A 24,441-nucleotide genomic window follows, 5' to 3' on the forward strand; every position below is an offset into this window, starting at 1 on the left:
GTCCAGCCCACGGCCCCTGCCAGCCCCGAAGGACCTCCTCCCGCCTCCCTCCCGGTGCTCCCCGTCCCCGCTCCGACTCGAACACCCGTGAGGCCTGGAATGGCCGCGCGGAACTCCGAGCGCCCGCGATACTTCCGCCCCCCCGTCTTCAAGCCCGCCGTCTCTCCGGTGCGGCGGCTGGTGGGGCTGGTCCTGCCCCTCCTGTCACTTTCCGGCATCTCCCTGGGCGCGGGCGTCGTCTGGCCCAGGCTGTCGCAGCCCTCAGAGCCCTCGCAGCCTGCTCAGCCCTCGCAGCCAGCTCGGACCACGCCGCTGGAGAGCATGCCCTCGGGCTTCGACATCTCCCACTTCCAGGCTCCGGTGGACTGGCCCACGGTGCTGAAGAACAAGCCGCACTTCGTCTTCGTGAAGGCGACGGAGGGGCAGTCCTTCCTGGACCCCCGGTTCCAGGACAACTGGAGCGCGCTGGCCAATGCCGGGGTGCGGCGCGGCGCGTACCACTTCTACCGCCCCCAGGACAGCGCGAGCGCCCAGGCGGACTTCTTCCTGAAGACGGTGAGGCTCGAGCCGGGCGATCTGCCCCCCGTGCTGGATGTGGAGGTGACCGACGCGGTGAAGCGCGACGAGCTCATCTCCGGGGTGAAGGCGTGGCTGACGCAGGTGGAGAAGGCGCTCCAGCGCAAGCCCATCATCTACAGCGACACGGTCTTCTGGCGCGAGCAGCTCGGCGCAGGCTTCCAGGACTACCCCCTGTGGATGGCGGGACGCGTGGAAGAGGAAGGACCGTGGTCCTTCTGGCAGCTCGGCAGCAACGGGGAGGTGAAGGGCCTCTCCGGGTGCGTGGACCGGGACGTCTTCCTGGGCACGGAGGAGGAGTTCGACGTCTTCCTGCGGACCGGCGTGCAGCCCAAGCCAGGCGGGGTGAAGTTGCCCGCGCTGTCCCGGTGTGCCAGGCCCACCCAGAGCACCGAGCCTCCGGTGCCGGTGCAGGTGGCGGATGGCGGCACTCCCTCCCCGCCGGATGCCGGCACGCCCGTCCCCGGGACGAAACCGTCCAAGGGGGTCCCCTACCAGGAAGGCATGACGCCGGATCCGCCTCGGCTGCTCCATCCGGGTGAGCCGCTGATCTATCCGGAGCGGGCGCTGCTCCAGGGCGTCGAGGGCGAGGCCATCCTGATGTGCACTATCGGGACGAGCGGAGCGGTGACGAACTGCCGCGCCATCAAGTTTCCCACCGGCCTGGCCGATGCGCTGATCCAGATGATGTCCACACGCCGCTACCAACCCATGACCTTCAAGGGTCGGACGGTGGCCGTGGAGTACCCCTTCTACATCAACGTGAAACTGCCCCCAGGGTACGAGCGGCGCTGACACCCGGAGAGAGGAGGCTGCTCATGCCACCGCGCCCCTCCTCCGTTGCCTCCGCGTTCTCACCCGTTGCGCTTCGCGAACTGGTCCATGAAGGAAACCAGCGTCTTCACATGGTCCACGGTCACTGCGTTGTACAGGGACACGCGGATGCCTCCCGTGATGCGGTGGCCCTTCATTCCCACCATGCCGGCCTTGGCCCCTTCGGCCACGAAGGCCTCCTCCAGCTTTTCGTCAGGCAGGCGGAACACGACGTTCATGTACGAGCGTGAGGCCTTCTCCACCGGGGCCCGGTAGAAGCCCGCGTTGCGGTCGATGGCCGCGTACAGCAGCTCCCCCTTCTCGCGGTTCCAGGCCTCTATCTGCTTCAGGCCTCCCACTCCCTTGATCCACGCGAGCACGTTGCGGCAGAGGTAGATGGAGAAGGTGGGCGGCGTGTTGTAGAGCGAGTTGTTCTCCGCGTAGGTCGCGTAGCGGAAGATCTTCGGGATGTCCTTGCGGCCCTTCGCCATGAACTCCTTGTGCACCAGCACCAGGACAATGCCTGACGGCCCGATGTTCTTCTGGGCTCCCGCGTAGATGAGCGCGAAGCGGCTCACGTCGATGGGCTTCCACAGGATGTCGGAGCTCATGTCCGCCACCAGCGGCACCTGCCCCACTTCCGGGAACGTGTGCCATTGCGTCCCGAAGAGCGTGTTGTTGCTCGTCATGTGGACGTAGGCGGCTTTCGGATCCAGCTGGAGCTCGGACTGCGTGGGGACCCGCGTGAAGCGCTTGTCCTTGTCCACCGTGTTCGCGGCGATGCGCGGCGTGCCGTAGTAGCGCGCTTCGTCCACTGCCTTCTCACTCCAGCCTCCCGTCACCAGGTAGTCCGCGGAGCCGCCCTGGGGGAGGAAGTTCATCGGCACCTGCGCGAACTGCTGCGAGGCGCCTCCCTGGAGGAAGAGGACCTCGTGGGTGTCCGGGACGGCCAGCAGCTCCTTGATGAGGGCGAGGCCCTCGTTGTGCACGGCCTCGAAGGCCTTGCCTCGGTGGCTGTGCTCGATGATCGACATCCCCGTGCCCTGGAAGTCGAGCAGTTCGTCCCGGGCCCGCTCCAGCGCATCCGTGGGGAGGCCGGCGGGGCCAGGATTGAAGTTGATGACGCGCATGGGACCGTGTCCTCCGGGAAGTGAACCGCTGCGCCATTCTCGCTCGCGGAACTCCGGGGGTCATCAGCAACGTGGGCGGGGGTGGACAGAGGCCTCGTCCGCCCGGTGAGGGTGGTAGCGTCCCGGTTGTGTCCCCTGCTCCCACCCCGCTGGCCTCCGCCTTCCTAGCGGCCTCTGGCTGTGCGCCGGCTTCGCTTCCAGAGCCCTCGCGCCTGGAGGGATTGCTTCGCTCCTCGGTTGACCGCGCGCTCTCGCGTTGGCCCGGGCTGGTGCTGGAGCCTCAGGCCTTCGTCGCTTTCGTCGCGGAGCGGCTGACGTCCCCGACGGCGCTCCTGGAGGCGCTCGCGGGGGACTCATCTGCCTTTTCCGAGCTGTACCTGGCCTTCGGGTGCCTTCGGCACCAGCGTGCCGCGCTCCAGTTCTTCGAGGACAGCTACCTTCGCGAGGTCGGCGCGTTCGTTTCCGGCGTGGACCGCTCGCCCTCGTTCGTGGCGGAGGTGCGCCAGCTGCTCCGTGAGAAGCTGTTCACGGCTGAACCGGGCTCCGAGCCGAAGATCGCGGAGTTCACCGGCAACGGTGCCCTGGGCGGCTGGGTGCGCGTGGCGGCGCTGCGCATCGCGCTCAACCTCAAGCGCTCTGAAACGCGGGCGGACGCCGCGGCCCAGGACTCCGTGGAGGCGGCGTTCGGTGAACAGCTGGGGCCGGAGCTTGAACACCTGCGCTCTCGCTACCGTGAGGCCTTTACGGAGGCCGTGCGTGCTGCGTTGGGTCAGCTGTCCGACAGGGACCGCACCTTGATGCGCCTGTACCACGTGGAGGCGCTGTCCCTGGAGGCCATCGCGGCGCTCTACCGCGTGCACCTGTCCACGGTTTCGCGCTGGCTCAGCCGTGCTCGTGAACAGGTGGCCGAGACCACCACGCGGCAGCTTTGCGAACGCCTGGGCGTCAGCGCGTCCTCGGTGGACAGCATCGCCGCGCTGGTCGTGAGCCAGGTGGATCTCAGCCTCACGCGGCTCCTCGGCAAGGGAGGCTGAACTTTCGCTGCAAGGGTTTTTCCGGCCGGTGTCAGGGCATCGAAAGGCCCCTTCCGGGCCTCACCGAGGAACGCCCCATGCGCATCCGTCCCTGGCTGTCCGTCGTCACCCTCGCCGCCGCCGTCTCCGCCTGCGAGCCGTTTCCGGAGGACCCTGGCTCCGTGCCCACCGAGGTGCAGTGGCCCGGCGAGAACTTCTTTCCGGAGGGCATCGCGGCCTCGAAGGACGGCACGCTCTACGCGGGCAGCCTGGGCACCGGCGCCATCGCTCGCGCCAAGCCCGGAGCACTGGGAGCGGAGGTCTTCGTCCCGGGCCGCGCCTCCTTCGGCGTCTATGGGCTCGAGGTGGATGAGGCGCACGACACGCTCTGGGCCTGCACCTACGACGACCTGCTGCTGCCCGCGCAGGCCTCGTACCTGACCGCGTATGCGCTCTCCACGGGGGCCCAGAAGGCCAGCCACGCCATGCCCAGCGAGGTCAGTTTCTGCAACGACGTCACCGTCGATGCCGCGGGCAACGTGTACGTGACGGACTCGTTCGGCAACGCGGTCTTCCGGCTGGCCATGGGAGGGACGGCGCTCGAGACCTGGTCCGCGGATGCCGCGTACGACCCCTCCGAGCCGGGCCTCATCACCCTCAATGGCATCGCGTACGACGGAGCGAGCCGGCTCTACGTTGTGAAGAGCGACACGGGCACGCTGTTCTCCATCGACATCCAACCGGATGGGAGCGCGGCGGCTCCGGTGATCATCCCGGTGACGCCCGCCCTGGAGACGCCGGATGGGGTCGAGTGGATGGACTCAGGGCGGCTCCTCGTTGTGGAGAACACGGTGGGACGGGCCTCCCTGGTGACGCTGGGTGATGGCTCCGGTGCGAAGGAGGTGCTCGCCAATGGCTTCGTGGAGCCGACCGCCGCCGCGATCACCGGGGACGGCGCGTGGGTGCTGGAGTCGCAGATGGGGTTCCTCTTCGGTGCTCCAGGAACTCCGGCCCTGCCCTTCCGGGCATACCGGGTCGCGGTGCCTCCGCTCCTGCCCTGAGCACGAACGCTTCCGGCGGGCTCCGGTACGTGGATCCCTCATCCATGACAGAGTGGGGATTATCCGAATCCTCCTCTCGATCTCGTTCTGGATCTTCCTCGCGCTGTCCAGCGCGGCGCTGTTCATTGGGGCGCTCCTGCTGTGGGCGCTCACCCGCCCGTTTGACGCGAATGGGCGCGTGCTGCACCTGTACTCGTGCTTCTGGGCGCAGCTGTATTTCTACGTAAACCCGATGTGGCACCTGCGGGTGGAGGGCCGCGAACGCCTGCCGTGGAAGGGCGCGGCGGTGCTGGTGGCCAACCACGAGTCGCTAGGGGACATCCTGGTCCTCTTCGGCCTCTACCGGCCGTTCAAGTGGGTCTCCAAGGCGGAGAACTTCAAGCTGCCACTCATCGGCTGGAACATGCGCCTCAACCGCTACGTCCCGATCATCCGTGGAGACCGCGCGAGCGTCATCCAGATGTTGGCCGAGTGTGAGCACTGGCTGTCTCGCGGCGTGCCCATCCTGATGTTTCCCGAAGGCACCCGCTCCCACGACGGCAACGTGAAGGCCTTCAAGGACGGCGCCTTCACGCTGGCCATCCAGCAGCGCTGTCCCATCATCCCCGTGGTCCTCACCGGCACCGCGCGGACCATGCCGAAGCACGGGCTCATCATCCAGCAGGCGGTCCACGCCCGGGTGCGCGTGCTGGAGCCCATCGACCCGGCGGGCTTCGCCGGGGACGTGCACGCACTGCGAGACCACGTGCGTCAGGTCATTGTCAGCGAGAAGGCACGCATGGACGCCGAACGCTGAAGGTCTCCTCCTCTCAGCCTTTTCAACCGCCTGCTGGAGCCGCACACCCCATGTCGGGATGCCCTTCCGAGGAAACGATTCTCGCCTTCGTGGAGGACCGCCTGCCGCCCGCGCAGCGCGCCCTCGCCGAGGCGCACCTCTCGCGGTGTGAGGCCTGCGGGTCGCTGCTCGCGGCCGTCGCGGCGACGTGGCACGCGGAGGGCCGGCTCGCGGAGGCGGCCCCCCTTCCCCGCTCGTTCGCTCCGGGGGAGCAGGTGGGGCCGTATGTCATCGTCGCCCATGCCGGCAGTGGCGCCATGGGCGATGTGTACCGGGCTCGCGATGGCCGGCTGGGACGGGACGTGGCGTTGAAGGTGCTCCCGCCACAATTCGCCCAGGACCCGGAGCGGCTGGCCCGCTTCCGGCAGGAGGCTCGCGCGGCGGGCGCGCTGTCCCATCCGCACCTGCTCTCCCTGTTCGACGTGGGCACCCACGAGGACGTGCCGTACCTCGTCACCGAGTGGTTGGAGGGCGTCACCCTGCGGACGCGGCTGATGCGCGGATCCCTGCCGCGGGAACAGGCGCTGCGGCTGGGCATCCAGTTGGCGCAGGGGCTCTCGGCCGCGCACGCTCGCGGCGTCATCCACCGCGACCTCAAGCCCGCGAACATCTTCCTCTGCGCGAATGGCGGCGCGCGGATCCTCGACTTCGGGCTGGCCCGGCTCACGGAGCGCAGCGAGGACGCCGCGCTGACCCAGAGCGGCGCGGTGGTGGGCACCGCCGGGTACATGGCGCCGGAGCAGATCCGCGGTCAGGGCGTGGATGCTCGCGCGGATGTGTTCTCACTGGGGGCGGTGCTCCATGAGGCCTTGAGCGGCCGTGCTCCTTTCGGCGGGGAGAGCCCCGTGGAGCGCATGAGCGCCGCGCTTCGCGATGAGCCTCCCGCGCTGCCGGGGGAATTGGGGGCGGTGATTGCGCGCTGTCTCGCGAAGGCTCCGGAGGACCGGTTCCAGTCCGCGCAGGACCTGGCCTTCGCCCTGGAGTCCATCGCGGCTCGCGGTGCGCCTCTTGCCGTGCAGCGCCATGCGGTCCCCCGCCCTGCCCTGTTCGCGGTCGCGGCGGCCGTGCTGCTGTGCGCGGTGGGCGGGCTCCTGGCGTTTGGACGCATGCGGGCCGTGCCGGCGGCGCAAGCGGTGACGACCTCGCGCCCGGTGTACCGCCCCGTCACGTTCCGCCGGGGACATGTCCTCAACGCGCGGTTCTCCGCGGACGGACACACGTTGCTCTATGGCGCGGCGTGGGAGGGAGGCGCCGCGGAGCTCTACAGCGCTCGAACGGAGCGCCCGTTGTCACAGCCGCTGGGACACCACGCGGACGTGCTCGCCGCGTCGTCCAAGGGTGAGCTGGCGGTGCTGCTGGAGCCTCGATTCTTCGACGCCGACCATGGCAGCGGGACGCTGGGCCTGATGCCGCTGGCCGGTGGTGCGCCGCGCGCCGTGCTGGATGGCGTGCTGGAGGCGGATTGGGGACTCGGAGATGGACCGCTCGCGGTGGTGCGCCGCGTGGGCGAGAACTTCCGGCTGGAGCAGCCTCCCGGCACGGTGCGCTTCGAGTCCCAGGGTTGGATCAGCCATGCGCGCGTGTCCCCCGACGGGGCGCGGATCGCCTTCCTGTTCCATGAACACCCGAAGGATGACCGGGGCGGGGTCTGGGTGCTGGAGAAGGACGGTCCGCCCCGCGAACTCTCCCAGGACTGGGCGAGCATCCGGGGACTGGCGTGGACTCCGGATGGGAGCGAGGTGTGGTTCACCGCCTCTCGCCAGGGCGCGGACTCCGAGCTGTTCGCGGTGGACCTGCGAGGCACGACGCGGGCGGTGGATCGGATCGCCGGGCGGATGGTGCTGCATGACATCTCCCGGGACGGCTCCGTGCTGGTGGATCACCCGGTCATCCGCACCGGACTCGCCTTCGGAGACGCCGGGGCGGAGCGGGACCTGGCGTGGTCTGACTCGTCGTTCATGACGGACCTGTCCCGCGACGGACGGACCCTCATCTTCGCCGAAGGGGGAGAGGTGGAGGGCCCCACCTACGGCGCCTATCTGCGCACCACCGATGGCGCCCCACCGGTCCGGCTCGGCGACGGCATCCCCATGGCGCTGTCCCCGGACGGCAAGCAGGTGCTGACGGCGCGCTACGGCGAGCGGATGGAGTTCCTGCTGCTGCCCACGGGGGCGGGTGAGCCTCGTCCTCTTTCGCTCGCTCCGGTCTCCACGGTGCTCACAGCGCGCTGGTTCCCGGATGGAAAGCGGCTGCTGCTGCGCGCGCACGAAGAGGGGCGTCCTGCTCGCCTGTGGGTGTTCGAACCTGGTGCCGGGGCGCCCACGCCCATCACGCCGGAAGGCACGGGGTTCGACACGGCCATCTCCCCGGACGGGATGCGGCTCGCGGCGGTGAATGCAGAGGGAAGCCTCCGCGTGTTCTCCGCGACGGGTGAGGCGCGCAGCGTCGTCCCCGGCCGCTTCACGGGCCAGTCGGTGGTGGGCTGGGATGCGAGCGCAGAAGCCCTCTACCTGCGCAGCGTCTCGCTCCCGGTGCGCGTCTCCAAGGTCGACGTGAAGACCGGCGTGAGCACGCCGCACCTGACCCTCCCCGCGCGGGGAAGCATGCCGGGCCTCATCTCCGTGATGACGCTGGCGCTCTCTGCGGATGGAAAGTTCTACGCATACAGTTACAACGAGGCGCTTTCGCGACTGTTCTTGGTGGAGGGATTGGCCGGGGTTCGACATTCCCCACAATGACAGTGCTAGGCTGTCATTGCGGTCCAACTCCAACCGGAGGTCGTGATGAAGCTCAAGATGGCGCTGGCGGCAGTGGCGGCATGTCTGGGATTCGCGGCGGGATTCAGCAACACCCAGGCGGAAGCGGCAGGTCCCTGCCCGTACTGCATCGACATGCGCGCCCGGTGCATGCGCGCGGCGACGACGCCGGCGGAAGAGGATGCCTGTTACGTGCAGTACTACAAGTGCCGCGATGACTGGTGCGAGCCCCGCTGAGGCCTTCGCGAAAGGCTTCCGAGAACCGCGCTGCTCCGGACCGTGCCGGGCCGGGCCGCGCGGTTCCCGTCACTTCACATCACTTCACTTCGGTGGCCTTCAGGTTCTGGTTCACGAAGTCCCAGTTCACGAGGCTGGTGAGGAAGGTCTCGATGAACTTGGGGCGCGCGTTGCGGTAGTCGATGTAGTAGGCGTGCTCCCACACGTCGATGGTCAGCAGCGCCTTCTTGCCGTGCTTCATCGGCAGGTCCGCGTTGGCCGTCTTCATCACGGACAGCTTGCCGGCGCTGTCCTGCACCAGCCACGCCCAGCCAGAGCCGAACTGCGTGGCGGCGGCGTCGGCGAACTGACGCTTGAACTCCTCGTAGGAGCCGAAGTCGCGGTTGATGGCCTCCGCGACCTCTCCCGTCGGCTTGCCACCGCCGTTGGCCGGCGTCATGCAGTTCCAGAAGAAGGTGTGGTTCCACACCTGGGCGGCGTTGTTGAACACGGGGCCATCGCTGCTGAGGATGACCTCCACCAGCGACTTGGTGGCCTCGGGCTTGCCCGCGGTCAGCTCGTTCAGCTTGTTCACGTACGTCGCGTGGTGCTTGTCGTGGTGGAACTCCAGCGTCTCCGCGCTCATGTGAGGGGCGAGCGCGTCCTTCTTGTAGGGAAGCTCGGGCAGCGTGAAGGGCATCGGGTACGTCCTTTCTGGGTTCAGTGAAGGTGCTGCTGTTCGTTCGCTACTTCGGGGCGGGCCCTGGTTCCGGGTGCGCCGTCAGCGCTCGATACGCCCGGTTCCAGTAGAGCAACGGTTCGCCGTCCACTCCCCGCTGGATGCGCTCCACGCGGCCCACCAGCAACAGGTGATCGCCGTAACGGTGCACATCCAACAGAGCGCACGCCAGACCCACCAGGCTGTCCTGCACGAAGGCCTCTTCGTCGAACATCCGGCCCTCGGCCTCCCCCTTCGCGCAGTGGATCGACACGTCGCGTTGGGTGGTGGACAGCACGCTCACACTGAAGCGACGGGCAGCCTCCACGCGCGGAAACGTGCGGGAGGCCTGCTGTAGCGCCAGGACGATCAGCGGAGGCGTCAGGGAGAGCGAGCTGAAGGAGCTGATCGTCGTCGCCGCGACCCCGTCCGTGTCCCGGACGGAGACCACCGCCACCCCGCTCGCCCACCGGGACATCGCCTCCCGGAAGTCCAGGGCCGACACCCCTTCAGTACCGCTCTGAGTCATGTGCCGGTCTCTACCACCCGCCCCGCCACCGGGTCAGCACTTCCTCCAATCCATTGGCGGAATACCAACGCACTGGCACCTGCCCTCCGGGGCCCCTCGATGGCCGCATCCCCCTGCCCTCCGTATGCTGGCCGGCCGGAGGCGCCCATGGATCCGTTGTGGGGGGAGACGCTGCGGCGTCTGGATGCGCTGCTCGTCCAGGTGTGTGACCTGGAGGAGGCCCGCGCGTCGAAGCTCCGGGGGGAACAGGAGTCGGGCTGGGATGCCGTGCGCACCACCGTGCGACCTTCCACCTCCGAGCTGGCCTTCAGCACCGCGCTCGCGGAGACGCCGCTCCTGGGGGCTTCGCCTCCCCTTCCCTTCGCCCGGCTGCGGGCTTCGCTTCGCTTGGACACCGTCGAGGAGGAGGCGCTACTGCTCCTGCTCGCGACGTGGCTGGAGCCTCGCTATGCGCGCCTGTTCGCCGTGCTTCAGGACGAAACCGCGCAGGGCTGGAACGTGGAGCGGTTGCTCTTCACCGTGCTGGGCCGCACTCCGGCTCGTGCGCAGCGCTTGCTGGCGTCGCTGACCGACAGCGGGCTGCTCGTGGGCGGTGGACTGGTGCAGACGGGCTCCGGTGCCTTTCCTCCCATGCTCCGGCCCGTGGACCTGGCTCCTGAGGTCCGGGAGGCCCTGCTGGAACTGCCGCGCCCCTCCGTGCTGGGGGACCTGTCGCTGGAGTGGCATGGCGCGGAGTTCCTGCCCTCCGGGGAGCGCGCAACTCCGGGGACGTTCGCTGTCGTGCATGGCGAGGGTGAACGGTTGGGCGTGGCGCTGGAGCTCGCCGCTGATTCGGGTGGGCCGCTGGTCGCCGCCCGGTGGGCAGGCGCTCCGGAACCTGTATCCATGGCTCGGGCCTTGTGGCGACTGGCCTCCGTGCGCGGCGCGATGCTGGCCTTGGACATGGCCGGGTGCGAGCGGGGGCTGGCGCTCTCCGTCACGGAGACGCTGTCCGGGCTGTGTCAGCGATTTGGCGGGCGGGCCCTGGTGCTCGCGGACTCCGCGCAGCCTTTCGCCGTGCCACACCATGCGGCTCCAGCGTTGGGCTTCGTCCAGCGGCGGGCCCTGTGGCTGGAGGAGGCCGGGGTCCGGGGTCTGTCATTGACGGAGGCGGATGCGGGTCAGCTGGCGTCTGGCTTTCGCGGTGGGCTCCAGGAGATCCGCCGCGCGTTCGATTCGGCTCCGGAGGGGGATGCGGACTCGCTTCGTGCCGCGGCCTCGCGGCTCGTCCAGGTTCCGCTGCGCCATGGCTACCGGTTGGAGACTTCGCGGACGTTCGCGGACCTGGTGGTGCGTGACACCACTCGCGCGGCTTTGGAGCGCCTGCTGTTCTACGTGGCACAGCGTGACCGCGTCGCGGAGGAGCGTGGTCTGTCCCGCCGCTTCCGGTTGAACACGGGCCCGGTGGCCCTGTTCTCCGGACGCTCCGGCACCGGGAAGACCCTGGCCGCGGAGGTCATTGCCCATGCGGTGGGCCGGCCGCTTTACGTCGTCGACCTGTCGCGGCTCGTCAGCAAGTACGTGGGCGAGACGGAGAAGAACATCGATGAGGTGTTGTCCCACGGCGAGCGCTCTGGCGCCGTGCTGTTCTTTGATGAAGCGGATTCGCTCTTCTCCGCTCGCACGGAGGTCAGCAACGCGAATGACCGCTTCGCCAATCTGGAGGTCGGCTTCCTCCTCCAGCGCATTGAACGCCACGACGGGCTGATCATCCTCGCCACCAACCTCCAGACCGCCATCGACGAAGCGTTCCTGCGCCGCTTCCACGCTCGCATCGAGTTCCCCTTCCCCGAGGTCGACGAGCGCCGCCGCATCTGGGAGCTGATGCTTCCGGAGGGTGTGCCACGCGCGGGGACGCTCGACCTGGCGGGCCTTGCCCAGCGGCACCGGCTGGCGGGCGGCGACATCCGCAATGCCGCACTCAAGGCCATCTTCCTCGCGGAGCAGGCTGGCGCTCCGCTGGCCCAGGAACACCTGGAGCGCGCTGTCGCGCTGGAGCTGTATGAGCTGGGCCGGCTGTCCCGACGTCCTGAGGCTGACAATGCATTGGACGCGGGTACGCGCCTGCGCCGCGTGGCGGAGGTGTTCCAGGAGGCACTGGACTCGCAGCTGAGACAACACTTCCTCAAGGAGATCCACATCCTCCACGGCTCTCCCACCCGGGAGGCGCTCGCGGGGAAGCGGCCCGCGGTGTCGCTCGCGCTCTACCGTCTGGCCGTCACCCAGAATGGATCGCTGCGGCTGGGCCTCATCGTGTCCGCGTGGTCCAACCGCGCGGAGGAGGAACATGAGCTGCTCGGCGTGCTGCATGGGCTGCTCTCACGTGGCCTTCCGCACGAGCTGGATGGCCGCAAGCTCACACCTCGCGTCCAGGAGAGTTACGACTTCGACCTGCTCCACCGCTTCTGGAGCAGTCATGGACATCCCATCCGGGCCTCCCTGGTCCTGGATGTGGAGATGACCTAGCGTTTTCCTCACTGAGGGTGCGGAGGGGGGGCCGTGCGCATCCGTGACCAGGGTTCGAAGGCCTCCACCAAGGCCACGATCCGGAAGAGCTCCGGGCGCACTCCCTCGTCCTCCGCGGCCCTTCCCCGTGCGCCGGGCGTCGTACCCCGAGGTCCCTCTTCGTCCAATCCTGCTCGCGAGCTGGCGGCCCGGCTTGCGTCGCTGAAGGGGGCTAGCCCCGCCCTCCATGGGCCCGTGCTGCGCGATGCGGCGCGCGACCTGGAGCGCCGGTGGAGTGACCCCGCGTGGCGGACGCTGGGTGGTCCCCGCTCGCACCTCTTCGAACCTTGCCCGGTGCACCCGCCCGAGGTCGCGCTGCTCTCCACTCCCGGCGCCGTGGAGGCGGAGCTGGGCATCCATGGGCTTGCACCACAGCCGAACACCGGACTTGCGCAAGCTGCGGGGACGTCCCAGCCCGCGACCATCGCGCAGCAGGAGGAGGATGCCCGGCGGCGTGACTCGGCGCGCATGGCCGTCCTGCCTCCGGGCTCCGCCGACCAGCTTGGCGACACGGCCGCGCGGCTCGCCGAGGCACGTGCTTCCGACCTCTCACCCGTGCAGGACAGCACGTCCGACGCCGCGGGACTCGGGGGCAGTACTTCCCCTGCGCCTGAAGGGCTGCAAGCGACCACCGTGGATGCGCCCAGCGCGGGCGGTGAAGCGGCCACACCGGATCAGCTCCCCGAGCCCGCCGCTATCCCCGCTGGGACGGCTCCCGGCGGCATGGACGAGGCCGCTCGCATCGACACAAAGGTGTCCGCGCTGTCGGGCCAGGGCGACGTCCGCATCGACATCCGTTCGGCCTCCAGTGGCGACACTGCCGCCCAGCCTCCTCCCATCCAGACGGAGGCCACGGCCGACACGGCCGACCCTGAAGTCCCTGCCGCGATGGAGTGGCAGAAGCAGCTGGCGTCGGCCCACGCGCAGGGCGTGCAGGGGATCCAACGGGGACTCGAAACCGCGCCGGATCCGACGGGAGCCATCGCGGCGGTGGAGCCGCCCTCCCCGCTTCCTGCTCCACCTGTTGCTCCGGAAGCGCCTGTCACGGCGGGCCCCATCCCCACCGCTCCGGCGGTGAGCGCGGACGCGGATCCCGTCGCCGCCTGGAAGGGCCGCATCGCCGGCACCACGGCGAAGGTCCCGGAGCCCCAACTTCCTCCCGCGCCCCGCTACACGTTCAAGATCACCCAGGCCGCCGTGGACCCCAACGCGGTCCGCGCCGCGCGCCTCAAACAACTGGAGGACGAGGGCAAGAAGGCCATCACCCCGGCACAGCAGCCGAAGGACCTGCCCGCCATCCCGGACGACCCCACCGGCAAGGCCTCCTCGCTGGTGGATGCGAAGTGCGAGCGGAAGCTGGAGGTCAAGGAAGCGAAGCTCCCCGACCTGCAGAGGAGTCCGCTGGGCCACGTGCCGGAGATCGGCTCGCAGCTCATGCGCGACGACGGCGGGCACATGCTCATCAAGGGCCCGCTCGGCGACATCGTCTACAAGCCCGGCGGCCCGAAGCCCACCGACCCCGACAAGCTCAAGGACTGGACGCTCCTCCAGAAGAAGATCACCGCCGCGGCCGACAAGCAGAAGAAGGCCCAGGTCCAGCCCAAGGAGCCCGCGAAGGGCATCACCGTCCTCGAACAGGCCGCGCCCGCGCCTATCAACGTCCCCGACTTCGCTCGCGTGGACATTGGCGACGTGCTGGCGCGGTTGCTCGCCGCTCCGGACAAGTACGCAGACGCCTCCGTCCAGAAGGCCCGTGAGGCGTATGTCCCCGGCGGCCTGGATGCGTCCTGGGGCACCGCGCTCATCGCCGCCGAACGGCCCATCTTCGCCGCGGAGCTCCAGCGCGTCGCGGAGGCCGCGCAGATCAAGAAGGAGGACCTGGACGCGAAGGTGGAGGCCCGCCGCAAGCAACTGGTGGACTCGCACGCCGCTACCACCGGCACGCTCAGCCAGACCCACGAGGACGCGAAGAAGAGCCTGGAGGAGAGCGGCAAGTCCTTCGCGGATTCCCTGTCGCGCATGCGCGCTTCGCTCGATGCTCAGTCCGAGGCCAAGGCCGCCGCCATCAAAGGCGGTGTGGACCTGACCGAGGCCCGCCGCAAACGCGATGCCCTCATCGCCGCCGTCGACACCAAGGTGAGCAACTGGGTCGTCCGGTACGACCAGAACGGCAAGCGCTTCAAGGAAGCCTTCGCGAAGGCCGCGACCGACCAGATGCGCGCCTACGAGCTGGCCGCCCTCCAGGACGAGTGGCTGCTCAAGAAGGACGCCGGTGATGATCCGGTGAAGCTCAAGGCCGCCACGGAGGCGTACCGCCCCACCAAGAAGTGGCTGGACGACCGCCGCAAGGAGATTGGCGCCGTCGTCACGAAGGCGAAGCGCGACATCGACCAGAGCGTGGAGCGCTACCAGCAGGAGCTTCGCGACGCCGGCAAGGAGGCCCGGGAGGTCATCCGCGACTGGCACGCGAAGCAGATTGGCTACGAGCGCGGCTTCTGGGACCGGCTGCTCGGGTGGATCATCGACTGGCTGGCCGCCGCCCACGACGAGAGCCGCGCGTGGGAGACCGCTCGCGCGGCGGAGAACAAGACGTCGCTGGATCAGAACATGCTCTTCCTCGCGGAGGTGCGCCTGCGCCAGGGCGAGGCGCTGGACGAGGAGGCCATCAAGGGCAACAGCGCCCTCAGTGAAGAGCAGAAGGCCATCCTGCTCTCCTACTACGGCAAGGGCGGCAAGGACCCCGTGCAGGCGCTGGCGGAAGGCCTGGCGGTGCGCATCACCGGCCAGCGCAAGAAGCCACTGCTGGAGGCGCTGGAGAAGGAGCTGCTCGCGTCCACCGACCTGGAGCGCCTGAAGACCGTCGTGGATCAGCAGGAGCCGCTCTTCAGCAACCGCGCTCGCAACATCAGCCTCAAGGTCTGGGAGGGCGTGGACCAGTGGGGCACGGACGAGAAGAAGATCTTCGACGCGCTCGCCAACTTGAACCCGCTGCAGGGCCACTACATCGAGGTCCTCTACGAGAAGGAGCACGGCGAGAACCTGCGCGAGCGGCTGAAGAGCGAGCTGGACGACTTCTTCAGCACGACCACGCATGACGCCGACAAGGCCGAGGCCCTGCTCTCCGGCAACGCCGCCAAGGCCGCCGCCGTGGAGCTCAATGACGCCATGGAGGGCACGTTCCTGGGCACGGGCCTGGGCACGGACGAGGACGCCATCCTCACCCTGCTTCGCGGCAAGACGCCGGAGCAGATTGAAGCCATCAAGAAGGCCTACCAGGCGAAGTACGGCAAGGAGCTCGTCGCCCAGATGGACGACGAGCTGCGCAGCGGCTCGCTCAAGACCCACGACGCGGACGAGATGCACGCCCTGGTGGAGGGCCGCACCGAGGACGCGCGCGCCATCGAGATGGACCGCGCCATGCGCGGGGGCTGGTTCTTTGGCCTGGGCACCGACCGCAAGGCCATGGAGGGCGTCTACGACCGCATCCGCAAGGAGACGGAGGCGGACGCGCAGCAGTACGGCTGGGACACCCAGACGTTCCGCGCGGAGCTGCTCAAGCGCAACCAGGCCATCGACGCGTCGTATGAGAAGCAATACGGCGCGGAGTGGACCGAGCGCACCGCCGGGGAGAGCGCGCTCAGCGCCGCGTTCCACGACGAGATGAAGGGCGAGGACCTCAAGCTCATCGAGGGCCTGCGCGACGACAAGGGGCTCCAGGTGGATGCGGCGCGCATCCGCATCGAGCACACCAGCGTCTTCTACGCGGACGACAAGATCATCCGCGACGCCATGTCCGCGGAGGGCAAGCGGCAGATCGCCGACGCGCGCCGCGACGGCTACCTGGACATCCAGGAGCGGCTGGACATCGAGCGCACGCTGGACGAGGCGAAGGTCAAGCCCGCCAGCGAAGGCCCGCTCACGGAGGAGGACCGCCGCAAGGGCCGCATCAGCGAGGTGGAGTTCCTGGACAAGTGGAGCCCGGAGAAGGTCCAGGCCCGCATCTCGAAGGAACGCAAGGAGGTGGACGTCAAGGCGAAGGCCCAGGCCCAGGCCAACGCCCCCGCGAACATGAAGGCGCTCGCGGCCGAGTACGACAGCGCCTACGTGGAGGGCACGAACCTGCAGGCGACCTTCGAGCAGGCCGTCCTGATGAACACGTCCGGCGCGGACCGGGAGGCCGTCGCGGCGCTCCTGGAGAAGGGCTACCTCACCGACGCGGAGATTGTTCAGTACGCCGTGCAGGGCGCGGGCACGGACGAGGACGCGCTCACGGAGGTCCTCGCCGGGAAGACGAAGGCGGAGATTGAGGCCATCGCCGAGGAGTGGGCGAAGAACAACCCGCCCGACGCCGGTGACACGCGCACTCCCTACCAGCGCTTCCGGGACCGGTTGGACGAGGACCTGGGCGGACGCGAGGAGTTCGACATCCTGGACATGGTGGACTTCGGCGAGCCCGTCACGCCCCGCGAGAAGGCGGACCGCGCCTGGCGCCGGGTGAACTTCGAGGCGAACTCCACCAACTTCATGGCGTCCTCGGAGTACCAGCTGGTGCTGGACCAGGCGAACGCGCTGAGCGCCGAAGTGTCCGCGCTGGAGCTGCACGAGCGGATGCGCCCGAAGCCCGGCGACACGAACTACACCGCCGACGGGCTGCGCAAGTGGCAGGACGACTGGGAGAAGAAGTCCGAGCGCGTGCAGCTCCAGGGGGAATACGCCGACGAGTCGGTGAAGATGCACCGCGAGCAGGTGGACTTCGTCACCGACCGGCTCGTGAACATCCTCGGCGCGGTGGTGATGGCGGTGGTGGTCATCATCGGCGTCATCGTCAGCATCTTCGCCCCCCCCGTGGGCGCGGGGTTCTGGGCGGCGTTCGGCGCGTTCATGGCCAGCTCGACGGTGCTGGTGGGCACGGCGCTGGCGACGGCCGCCGTCATGATGGCGACGAAGGCCGCCATGAAGGGCAGCGCCTACGGCTGGGAGGAAGCGGCCACCGACGCGGGCGTGGGCGCCCTGGACGCGCTCCTCTCCGCGGCGACCGCGGGCATGGGCTCCAAGCTGCTCAAGCTGGGGTTCCTGGCCCGCATGGCGGAGGAAGGCGGCGTGCTGGCGCGCATGACGGCGCACGGTCTGGCCCAGGGCGCCGAAGGCCTGGCGCAGTCCGTCCCTTCCGCGTTCCTGGGCAACGTCCTCAACGACGAGAACTACAAGGGCGGCAACGCGCTCTTCAACGTGCTGGCCGGCACCGCGATGCAGGCCGCGCCAGGCGCGGTGATGGCCGGGGGCCTGGGCGCGCTGGGCGGCATCTCCAAGCCCCATGTGCCGCCGCGCACCCAGGACCTGCTGAACTTCCGGGGCACGCCCAAGGAGCGGCTGACCCTCTTCAAGAAGTGGAAGGCGGAGAACCCCGCCGGGAACATGAAGGAGTTCCTGCGCGAGTTCGACGACAGCCTGCTCAAGCAGATGTCGGGCGACTTCGACCGGAAGCAGCTCCAGCGCGCGATGCGCAAGGAGCTGCTGGAGCACATCCCGCCGGCTCAGCGTAAGGCGTTCGCGAACACGCCCATCGAGATGATCCCCGAGGGCGACTTCGAGGCGATCACCGGCAGCAAATCCGCCCAGGCCGTCACGATGTTCCGGCGCGGCAAGCCCACCCTCCTCGTCAAGGCGGGCGCGGACCTGTCGGACCTGGGCGAGGAGGGGCTGCACCTGCTCCAGCGCCACGACAAGGCCACTCGCGAGCTGGTCAAGTCGCTGGACGAGCGGGCCCTGCGGCACTGGGACCAGCTGCCCATCGAGAAGCAGTTCGAGCTCTACCGCAAGAAGCTGCGCCTGGAGATTGAAGCGCAGGAGTCGCTGCTGTCCTCGCTGGAGGGCAAGCGCGGCGTGTCCATGGACCCGGCGGTGGCCACCCGCCGCATCCAGCAGGGTGAGAAGACGCTGGGGAACCTGCGCCAGCGGATGAAGGAGGTGGACGCCTTCACGCCGGTGGACATGGCGGAGTTCGGCCAGGGCGTGCGCTCGAAGCCGCAGTACCTGAACGAACCGCCGCGGCTGTTCAGCAAGAAGGAACCGCCCGGGACTCCGCCGGTTCCGGAGGCACCGAAGACGAAGCAGCTGGAGATGGACTTCTCCGCGCCGAAGCCGTCGAAGCCGCCGGAGGGAGGGGTCCCGGAGACGCCGCAGCTGGAGCTGTTCCCCGCGACGAAGCCCCCGAAGGTGGAGGCGCCCAAGCCGACCGGCGCACCCGAGCCGCCGAAGGGAGCGCTGGCCGAGGGCGACTGGCCCCAGACCTCCCTCGTCCACGCGAACGCGGACGTGGGCCCGTACTCGCTCCAGCGGCCTGACCTGGATGATCCGAAGATCGCCTTGGTGGAGCGCAAGCCCCTGACGGGGAAACTGCTCGAGCGCACCACCCAGCAGGAGAAGCTGAAGGCCGGAGAAACCCTGGCCCAGGTGGGGCCGGCCTGGGAGGAGTTCAAGTTCGTCAAGAAGAGGCGCGTGTACGAGCGGCGCTACTACCGCCTGGTCGAGAAGACCCAGGCGAACGGCGAGAAGCACCTCTTCGAGGAGATCCTCTCCGCCCGCTCGGGAAACCGGTGGGAGAGGCGCGGCGGCGACATCCGGCTCGCTGGCGAAGAGCTGGAGAAGGTCGCCTCCCTGCGGATGACCGAGGAGAAGCTGGGCGGCCGGCTGGGGCCGGGCAAGGAGTTCCAGCGCGTCACCTTCAAGCCCAAGGGCGATCAGGACAGCGGCTTCGACGAGCTGCTCTTCCAGTTCGACGATGGCGTCAATCCCACCAAGGCGGACCTCCACATCATGGAGGTCAAGGGGGGCGAGAAGGCTCCCCGGTTCCGCAGGTTCACCTCCACCGGCGAGAACCTGCACAGCAACCTGCAGCAGCTTCGCGTTGCGCTCGCCGACCCCAACTTCCAGCGCAGCCAACAGCTGAGCCCGAGGCACGCCGCGGTGGCGATGGCCGCCCTGGACGAGTGGCGGGTGAGGATCGAGGTGCGCATCGGGCCCGGGACGGACATGCCCCCCCAGATCCTGTCCAAGCGCATCGAACGGGCGGCGAGCGCCTGGCGCGAGCTGGATCTGCTCACCCGGCAGCTGCCTCCGGGCGCGGAGGACCTGGCGCTCGTCAAGCGGCTCAAGAACGACCTGAGGACGGCGCTCAAGTCGGGGAACGTCGACATCGCGGATCGGGCCTTCGACCAGATCGAGGCCATCGTGAACGGCGCCACGCCCGGCGAGGGGCTCTTCGCGAAGCATGGCCTCGCACTCGAGCGCCGGCCTCCCATGATGCGCGGCCTGGATCCCAACGAGGTCGCGGGCACCATCGTCCGGATCGACGAGAAGTTCATGCCCCCGCCCCCCGTCAAGGCTGCCTCGGTGGAGGACGTGGTGGATGTCGTCACGGGGCTGGACGAAACCAAACGGGTCCGCACGCGGGTGGCGGGCGGCCGGGTGCTGGGGTGGGGAGACTTCGACATCACCGAGTCCTTCCAATGGAAGACGCGGAAGTTCCAGGCCTTCGAGCGCGCGCAGCTGCGCGACATCCGCGACCGGCTCGTGCAGATTCCAGAACTCGACCCGCGGCGCTTCAACGCGCTGCCCCCCCTGGAAAAGGAGCTGGCGCTGCGCGAGGCGGCGGAGGCCACCTTCGAGGCGCTGGGCATCCCGAAGTCACGGCAGCCAGAGGTCCTCTTCAAGCGCCTGCGCGGGGACTATGGCTACATGAGCTGGAACTTCCGGCGCCTCAAGGGCGGACGGCTGAAGCCGTACCGGAAGCGGGGCCAGCTGGTCATCGCGAAGGGGCTGACGGTGGGCGAAGCGGTGGGCACCATCGTCCACGAGACCCGGCACTACTATCAGGCCTATCAGGCGTACCAGCTATCGCTCCGGCGCCGTGCGCATCCACTGGCGGCGCTGTGGGCGGGCAACCTTCCCGGCTCCGGCGGCGCGTACCACATCGCGGGTCCGCGCTACTATTCACAACCCATCGAGGTGGACGCGGAGACCTTCGGCCGCCGTCTCATCGATCTGCTCCCGGGGCGGTGGCCCCCATGAGGAAGAGAAGCCATGCGTGGTGCTCCGTCGAGGACAGTCACCTGCTACGTGTGCGGTTCGAAGTTCACCGTGCACCAGAAGCTGGTCGTCACGAAGCGCGACACGGCCGTGGTGCCGGACCCGGACGCGTGCCCGTACTGCGACACGCCCCTCAAGACCATTGGCGCGCTGGGCGAGGGCGAGGCCAAGGGCCTGGTGCTGCTCGCCGCGGGCTTTCCGGATGAGGTCAAGGCGTACGGGAAGCCCGAGGACTACCTGGAGGAGTTCACGCTGACAGCGAAGGACGTCGACACGCTGGTGGAGCTGGCGGAGGGATTGGACTTCGCGGCGTGGGCGCAGGACAACGCGGAGCGGCTGGCGCGGCGCAAGAACCCGCGTGTGCAGGCCGTGTCGCGCTTCCTGCCCAAGCTCCAGACGCAGATGGAGAACGGAGCGCTTCCCACGCGGTTGCGGCAGGCCGCGGAGCACGTCAAAGATGTGTACCGCGCGCGGCGGGAACGCCACCTCGCGATCTTCGAGAAGCGCCAGAAGCAGCAATGACGGGCGACGGAGGACGCATGGCGGAGCCACCGGGCAATCCCCCCACCACCTGGAGCGCGCTCTTCGCGGGCGGCCGTGAAGGCGCGAACGCGAAGGAGTTCCTGACGCTCGTGACGCCCTCCGCGCTGAAGAACGTGAACCTCCCCGAGCGCGAGGCGGGGTCCCTGTGCGAAATGCTCAGCGTGGCGCTGGTGCTGTGCGACCCCACGGAGGGCCGGGCGCTGGCGGAGCCCCTGTCGCGGCTGGCCGGACCCGCGCTCCAGCAGGTCTCGGAGGACTTCGACGACCTGCGGCCCGAAGAGGTCGTCAACGTGCTGTCGTTCGTGAACGCGCAGGAGTGCGCGGGCGTGGTGGAGGGATTGCTGGCGCGCGCGCCCGTGGAGGCGTGGCTGGAGGCGCTGATGAAGGCGCGCCGGACGCTGCACGAGGAGCTGGCGTACCGGTGTGGACTGGTGGCGCTGGCGCTGGGGACGCCGGAGCTGGCGGCCCGGTTCGTGGGCGGAGGAAAGCTGTCCCAGGACTTCACGCCGGGGCAGACGTTCGGGTTCAACGTCCAGGGCTTCGTGCGCTACCTGGCGGCGGCCCGGCTGCGGAAGGCCCCGGCCCAGGACGTGCGCCCGGCGTGGGAGACGTTCGTGGAGGCCTTCCCCCTGAAGTCGGCGGCGAGCACACTGGAGTGGAAGGACCTCTTCTGGGCGGCGCGCGCGTATTTCGTGGGCGTGGAGGGACGGCCCGTGGCGCGGGTAGGTGAAGCCCTGCATGCGCAGGTGAAGCCCGCGTGATGCGCTCCCCTGCCCTCGTCGCGCGGCCGGAGGTGTCGTTCGAGGCGATGGACCGGGTGTTGTCAGCGCTTGGCTGGTTCCTCCAGTCCGAAAGCCAGACGCCTCCGCTCATCCCTGGCGAGCCGGAGCTGGCGGTGTACGTGCGGGGTCTGACGGACACGGCGCTCCACTACACGTTCAACCCGGTGCTCCGGCTGCGGGTGCTCGAGTTCTCCGGGCGCAACGCGCTGGAGGAATGGGCGACCGTGCGCAGGGTTGTTCCGGTGCTGGACGCTCCAGCGCTCGCGGCGCTGCTGACGTCGTCGGAGACTCGGGAGGTCCTGCTGGGATTGCTGGCCACGGAGACTCTGCGCGAGCGCGCGTCGATGGAGCGTGTGGCGGCGCTGCGCTTCCATCCAGAGTTCAGCGTGTCGCGGACCGCGGAGCGCGTGCTGGCGTCGCTGGTGCCGGACGGAACGGAGGAAGCGTTCCAGCGGCTGAAGGCGGAGAAGGAGGCGCATCCGGAGCGCTCCGTGCTGTTCGCGCACCTGCCGGGCGAGGAACAGCGGCGGCAGGTGCTGCGCTGGCTCATCCACGATTACGCGGCGTCCAATCCGGACATCGACTCCGTGCTGCACTCCGCGCTGGTGGATGCGGACGCGGAGGTGCGGGTGACGGCGGTGATGGCGGCGGCGCGGTTACAGGCTCGCGCGGTGCTGCCTGCGCTGCGCGCGGCTCGGATGCCCACGTCGACACGAGAAGGGGCGGATCCGAGGGATCGGCTGTTCTATTCGAACCTGCGGGACCTGGTGGCGCAGGTGCTCGCGGGCCGGCCGTTGCCTCCCGAGGGTTCAGCAAAGCGCGAGCGGATGGCGCCTTTGCTGCGTGCACTGTCGGGCCCTGCTGACGTTCGGGATGACCCGACCCTGCTCCTGCATGCGCTCACGACGCCGGTGGATCCGGGGCCTCGTCCTGGGGCCCTGCCCGAAGCGTTGGTGGAACGGGACGGGACGTACCGGCTCCGCCGCTCCGGGTTGGAGGCGCGTTGGGTGGCGCCTGTGGAGCACTGGCTGGGGACGGGGCCGACGCTGCGGCGGGTGAAGTCACCGGGATACTTCGTCGCGCGGATGCCCGTGAGCCGGGCCGCGGCGGCCTGGGCGACGGCGGCTTCACAGGGGCCGGTGGGGACGGCGGGGACGGACGCGGAAGAACCGCTGCCTTGCACGCGTGCGGAGGCAGAGGACTTGTGCGCGGCGCTGACGAGCATTGAAGGCGTGGAGCTGCGGCTGCCTTCCAGTGAGGAATGGGAGATGGCGGCCCGTGGACCGGATGGGCGGCTGTTCCCCTGGGGCAATTCGATGCGGGACGACGGGGCTTCGCGCGCTTCGCCCTGGGGCGTGGAGAAGCTGGTGGCTTCGCTTCCGCAGTGGGCTCGGGAAGGCCTGCTGTGCGGTGGCCGGGAACAGCCGCTGTGCTCTTCGCGTCGCGAGGCGGATGCGACGGCGGCCGGGGCCGTGCGGTGGGTGCTGGCCACTCCCTGACCGTTCAGTGCCTCGCCATGCAGGCCGCCAGGAGTTCGCGGATGCGGCCACGGACATCTGGAGCCGACGCTTCGCGTCAGGGAAGAGCGGCAGGCCCTCCTCCGGAGCCGAAGCGCCTCAACTGGTCCGACTGTCGGACCAGTTGCCCGAGGCCGCGCCCGGCAGGGGCCACTTCTTCGGCATCCGGATACTGGGGGTGGCAGCGACCCGGGGCGCGCTTTGCGCCTTGAAGGTGCCTCCGGCCGAGGCCTTCATCGTGCCCCTCTGGCCGTGCTTCCGGAGGCGAAGCGCCTCAACTGGTCCGACAGTCGGACCAGTTGGCCATGGCCGCGCCCGGCACGGGGCTACTTCTTCGGCATCCGGATGCTGGGGTTGGCAGCGACCCGGGGCGCGCTCTTGGCCTTGAAACTGCCTCCGGCCGCGGCCTTCATCGTGGGTCCCCTGGCCGCGCTTCCCAGCTGAGTCCGGGGCGCGTCCGTCTTGGCCTGCTGCGAGGGCGCGATGGACTTGTTCATCGTCGGCTTGCGGTCGGGCGTCTTGCGCGTCTGGGGCGACATCGTCTTCATGGCTTGCCTCCTGGAATGCGGCCCGTGGGGATGCCTTCCAGCTTGAGTGGCACACCGGGCTGCGCAGGGACTTCCAGTTCCACCAGGCCTCCAGGGCCGGTGAGGTGCACGTCTGGGCCAAGCTCCAGGCGGCAACCCACCGCCGGACGTCCTGACTGATCCTGAGCCAGCAGCTTGCGCCGATCGTCGCTGACCACGACCGAGGGCCGCCGCAGCGCGACCTGCGCCTGCGCGATGAGCACGCAGCGCTGCCCCTTCACACTGGCTCGGACCTGGGCCCGGACCCGGGCGACTTCGGGTGCCTTGCCTTCGGGCGGCTTCGCGAGAAGCGTGGCCTTGGACGACGGCGGGCCCGGGAGCACCGCGCCTTCCCAGAGCGCTTCGAACCCTTCGTCCAGGCCCACCGCCGCGAGCGTCAGTGGCAGATGTACGGGCTCCATGCCGAGCCAGAGTTCTTCTGGCGCGACAATGGCCACTTCGGGATCCAGTTGGACGTCCGCGATCCATGACCAACGCTCGGTGAGCAGGTCCCCGAGCCATCCGGCTTCTTCTGGCGACATGCGTGCCAGGGCCTTCTCCACGTGTGCGGGGTCCGCGAGCCGTTGGAGCGCGGCGGCTCCGTCCTTGAACCGGGCGTTCTCCAACAGGCCGTCGAGTTGGCCCGGGAGGTGCTTCGAAAGGGAGCGCAGCAGGTGCGCCAATCGCTGTCTGGGTGGCAGGACGTTCATCCTCGCCTCCTCCAGAGGGAGCGGCCGGTCATCCTGCGCCGCAA

The 24,441-nt window shown here is 69.1% G+C and carries 16 protein-coding genes; 11 read left to right on the plus strand and 5 right to left on the minus strand.

Annotated features, from left to right (window positions below):
• Positions 1–99 precede the first annotated feature (99 nt).
• A complete protein-coding gene (locus tag D7W81_RS17085) occupies positions 100–1,371 on the plus strand; it encodes a GH25 family lysozyme (RefSeq protein WP_120556455.1) in 1,272 nt (423 codons plus the stop codon).
• Positions 1,372–1,430: 59 nt separating this feature from the next.
• On the opposite strand, the gene serC is transcribed toward D7W81_RS17085, so the two are convergent.
• A complete protein-coding gene (gene serC, locus D7W81_RS17090) occupies positions 1,431–2,519 on the minus strand; it encodes a 3-phosphoserine/phosphohydroxythreonine transaminase (RefSeq protein ID WP_120556456.1) in 1,089 nt (362 codons plus the stop codon).
• A 221-nt stretch (positions 2,520–2,740) separates the two neighbouring features.
• Here serC and D7W81_RS17095 point away from each other — a divergent pair, with 221 nt between their 5' ends.
• From D7W81_RS17095 to D7W81_RS17115, 5 genes are all read left to right on the plus strand, one after another.
• On the plus strand, positions 2,741–3,553 hold the full coding sequence (locus D7W81_RS17095) for a sigma-70 family RNA polymerase sigma factor (RefSeq protein WP_158621615.1): 813 nt from the start codon (positions 2,741–2,743) through the stop codon (positions 3,551–3,553).
• Positions 3,554–3,630: 77 nt separating this feature from the next.
• Entirely contained in the window at positions 3,631–4,593 is a 963-nt protein-coding gene (locus D7W81_RS17100) for an SMP-30/gluconolactonase/LRE family protein (RefSeq protein ID WP_120556458.1), read from the plus strand.
• A gap of 61 nt (positions 4,594–4,654) precedes the next feature.
• Positions 4,655–5,389, plus strand: a complete 735-nt coding sequence (locus D7W81_RS17105) for a lysophospholipid acyltransferase family protein (RefSeq protein WP_208721341.1) — start codon at positions 4,655–4,657, stop codon at positions 5,387–5,389.
• Between the two features lie 50 nt (positions 5,390–5,439).
• Complete coding sequence (locus D7W81_RS17110; RefSeq protein ID WP_120556459.1) at positions 5,440–8,166, plus strand: serine/threonine-protein kinase; 2,727 nt, start codon at positions 5,440–5,442, stop codon at positions 8,164–8,166.
• A 45-nt stretch (positions 8,167–8,211) separates the two neighbouring features.
• A complete protein-coding gene (locus tag D7W81_RS17115) occupies positions 8,212–8,421 on the plus strand; it encodes a hypothetical protein (RefSeq protein WP_120556460.1) in 210 nt (69 codons plus the stop codon).
• 79 nt (positions 8,422–8,500) lie between these two features.
• Here the strand turns inward: D7W81_RS17115 and D7W81_RS17120 are convergent, their stop codons facing one another.
• Both D7W81_RS17120 and D7W81_RS17125 read right to left on the minus strand, forming a co-directional pair.
• The gene (locus D7W81_RS17120; protein ID WP_120556461.1) at positions 8,501–9,100 is read right to left on the minus strand and encodes a superoxide dismutase; all 600 of its coding nucleotides are present in this window, start codon (positions 9,098–9,100) and stop codon (positions 8,501–8,503) included.
• Positions 9,101–9,146: 46 nt separating this feature from the next.
• Positions 9,147–9,647, minus strand: a complete 501-nt coding sequence (locus D7W81_RS17125; protein WP_120556462.1) for a flavin reductase family protein — start codon at positions 9,645–9,647, stop codon at positions 9,147–9,149.
• Between the two features lie 147 nt (positions 9,648–9,794).
• Here D7W81_RS17125 and D7W81_RS17130 point away from each other — a divergent pair, with 147 nt between their 5' ends.
• Genes D7W81_RS17130 through D7W81_RS43005 form a run of 5 tightly spaced genes read left to right on the plus strand, consistent with a single transcriptional unit; the run spans position 9,795 to position 23,103 of the window.
• On the plus strand, positions 9,795–12,152 hold the full coding sequence (locus D7W81_RS17130) for an AAA family ATPase (RefSeq protein WP_120556463.1): 2,358 nt from the start codon (positions 9,795–9,797) through the stop codon (positions 12,150–12,152).
• Positions 12,153–12,185: 33 nt separating this feature from the next.
• Complete coding sequence (locus tag D7W81_RS17135) at positions 12,186–20,261, plus strand: hypothetical protein (RefSeq protein ID WP_147445512.1); 8,076 nt, start codon at positions 12,186–12,188, stop codon at positions 20,259–20,261.
• Positions 20,262–20,273: 12 nt separating this feature from the next.
• Positions 20,274–20,801 (plus strand): hypothetical protein, encoded by a 528-nt coding sequence (locus D7W81_RS17140; protein ID WP_120556465.1) that lies wholly within the window; start codon positions 20,274–20,276, stop codon positions 20,799–20,801.
• A gap of 17 nt (positions 20,802–20,818) precedes the next feature.
• The gene (locus D7W81_RS17145) at positions 20,819–21,583 is read left to right on the plus strand and encodes a hypothetical protein (RefSeq protein WP_147445513.1); all 765 of its coding nucleotides are present in this window, start codon (positions 20,819–20,821) and stop codon (positions 21,581–21,583) included.
• The gene (locus D7W81_RS43005) at positions 21,583–23,103 is read left to right on the plus strand and encodes a formylglycine-generating enzyme family protein (RefSeq protein ID WP_208721340.1); all 1,521 of its coding nucleotides are present in this window, start codon (positions 21,583–21,585) and stop codon (positions 23,101–23,103) included. The genes D7W81_RS17145 and D7W81_RS43005 overlap by 1 nt, the downstream gene beginning before the upstream one ends.
• Positions 23,104–23,447: 344 nt before the next feature.
• Here the strand turns inward: D7W81_RS43005 and D7W81_RS17155 are convergent, their stop codons facing one another.
• Both D7W81_RS17155 and D7W81_RS17160 read right to left on the minus strand, forming a co-directional pair.
• Positions 23,448–23,669 carry a hypothetical protein gene (locus D7W81_RS17155; protein WP_120556467.1) on the minus strand — a complete coding sequence of 74 codons (222 nt, stop codon included), beginning with the start codon at positions 23,667–23,669 and terminating at the stop codon, positions 23,448–23,450.
• A complete protein-coding gene (locus D7W81_RS17160; protein ID WP_147445514.1) occupies positions 23,666–24,397 on the minus strand; it encodes a hypothetical protein in 732 nt (243 codons plus the stop codon). Before D7W81_RS17160 ends, D7W81_RS17155 begins: the two co-directional genes overlap by 4 nt.
• Positions 24,398–24,441: the final 44 nt, after the last annotated feature.

It is taken from the genome of Corallococcus aberystwythensis, from assembly GCF_003612165.1.
GTDB lineage: Bacteria > Myxococcota > Myxococcia > Myxococcales > Myxococcaceae > Corallococcus > Corallococcus aberystwythensis.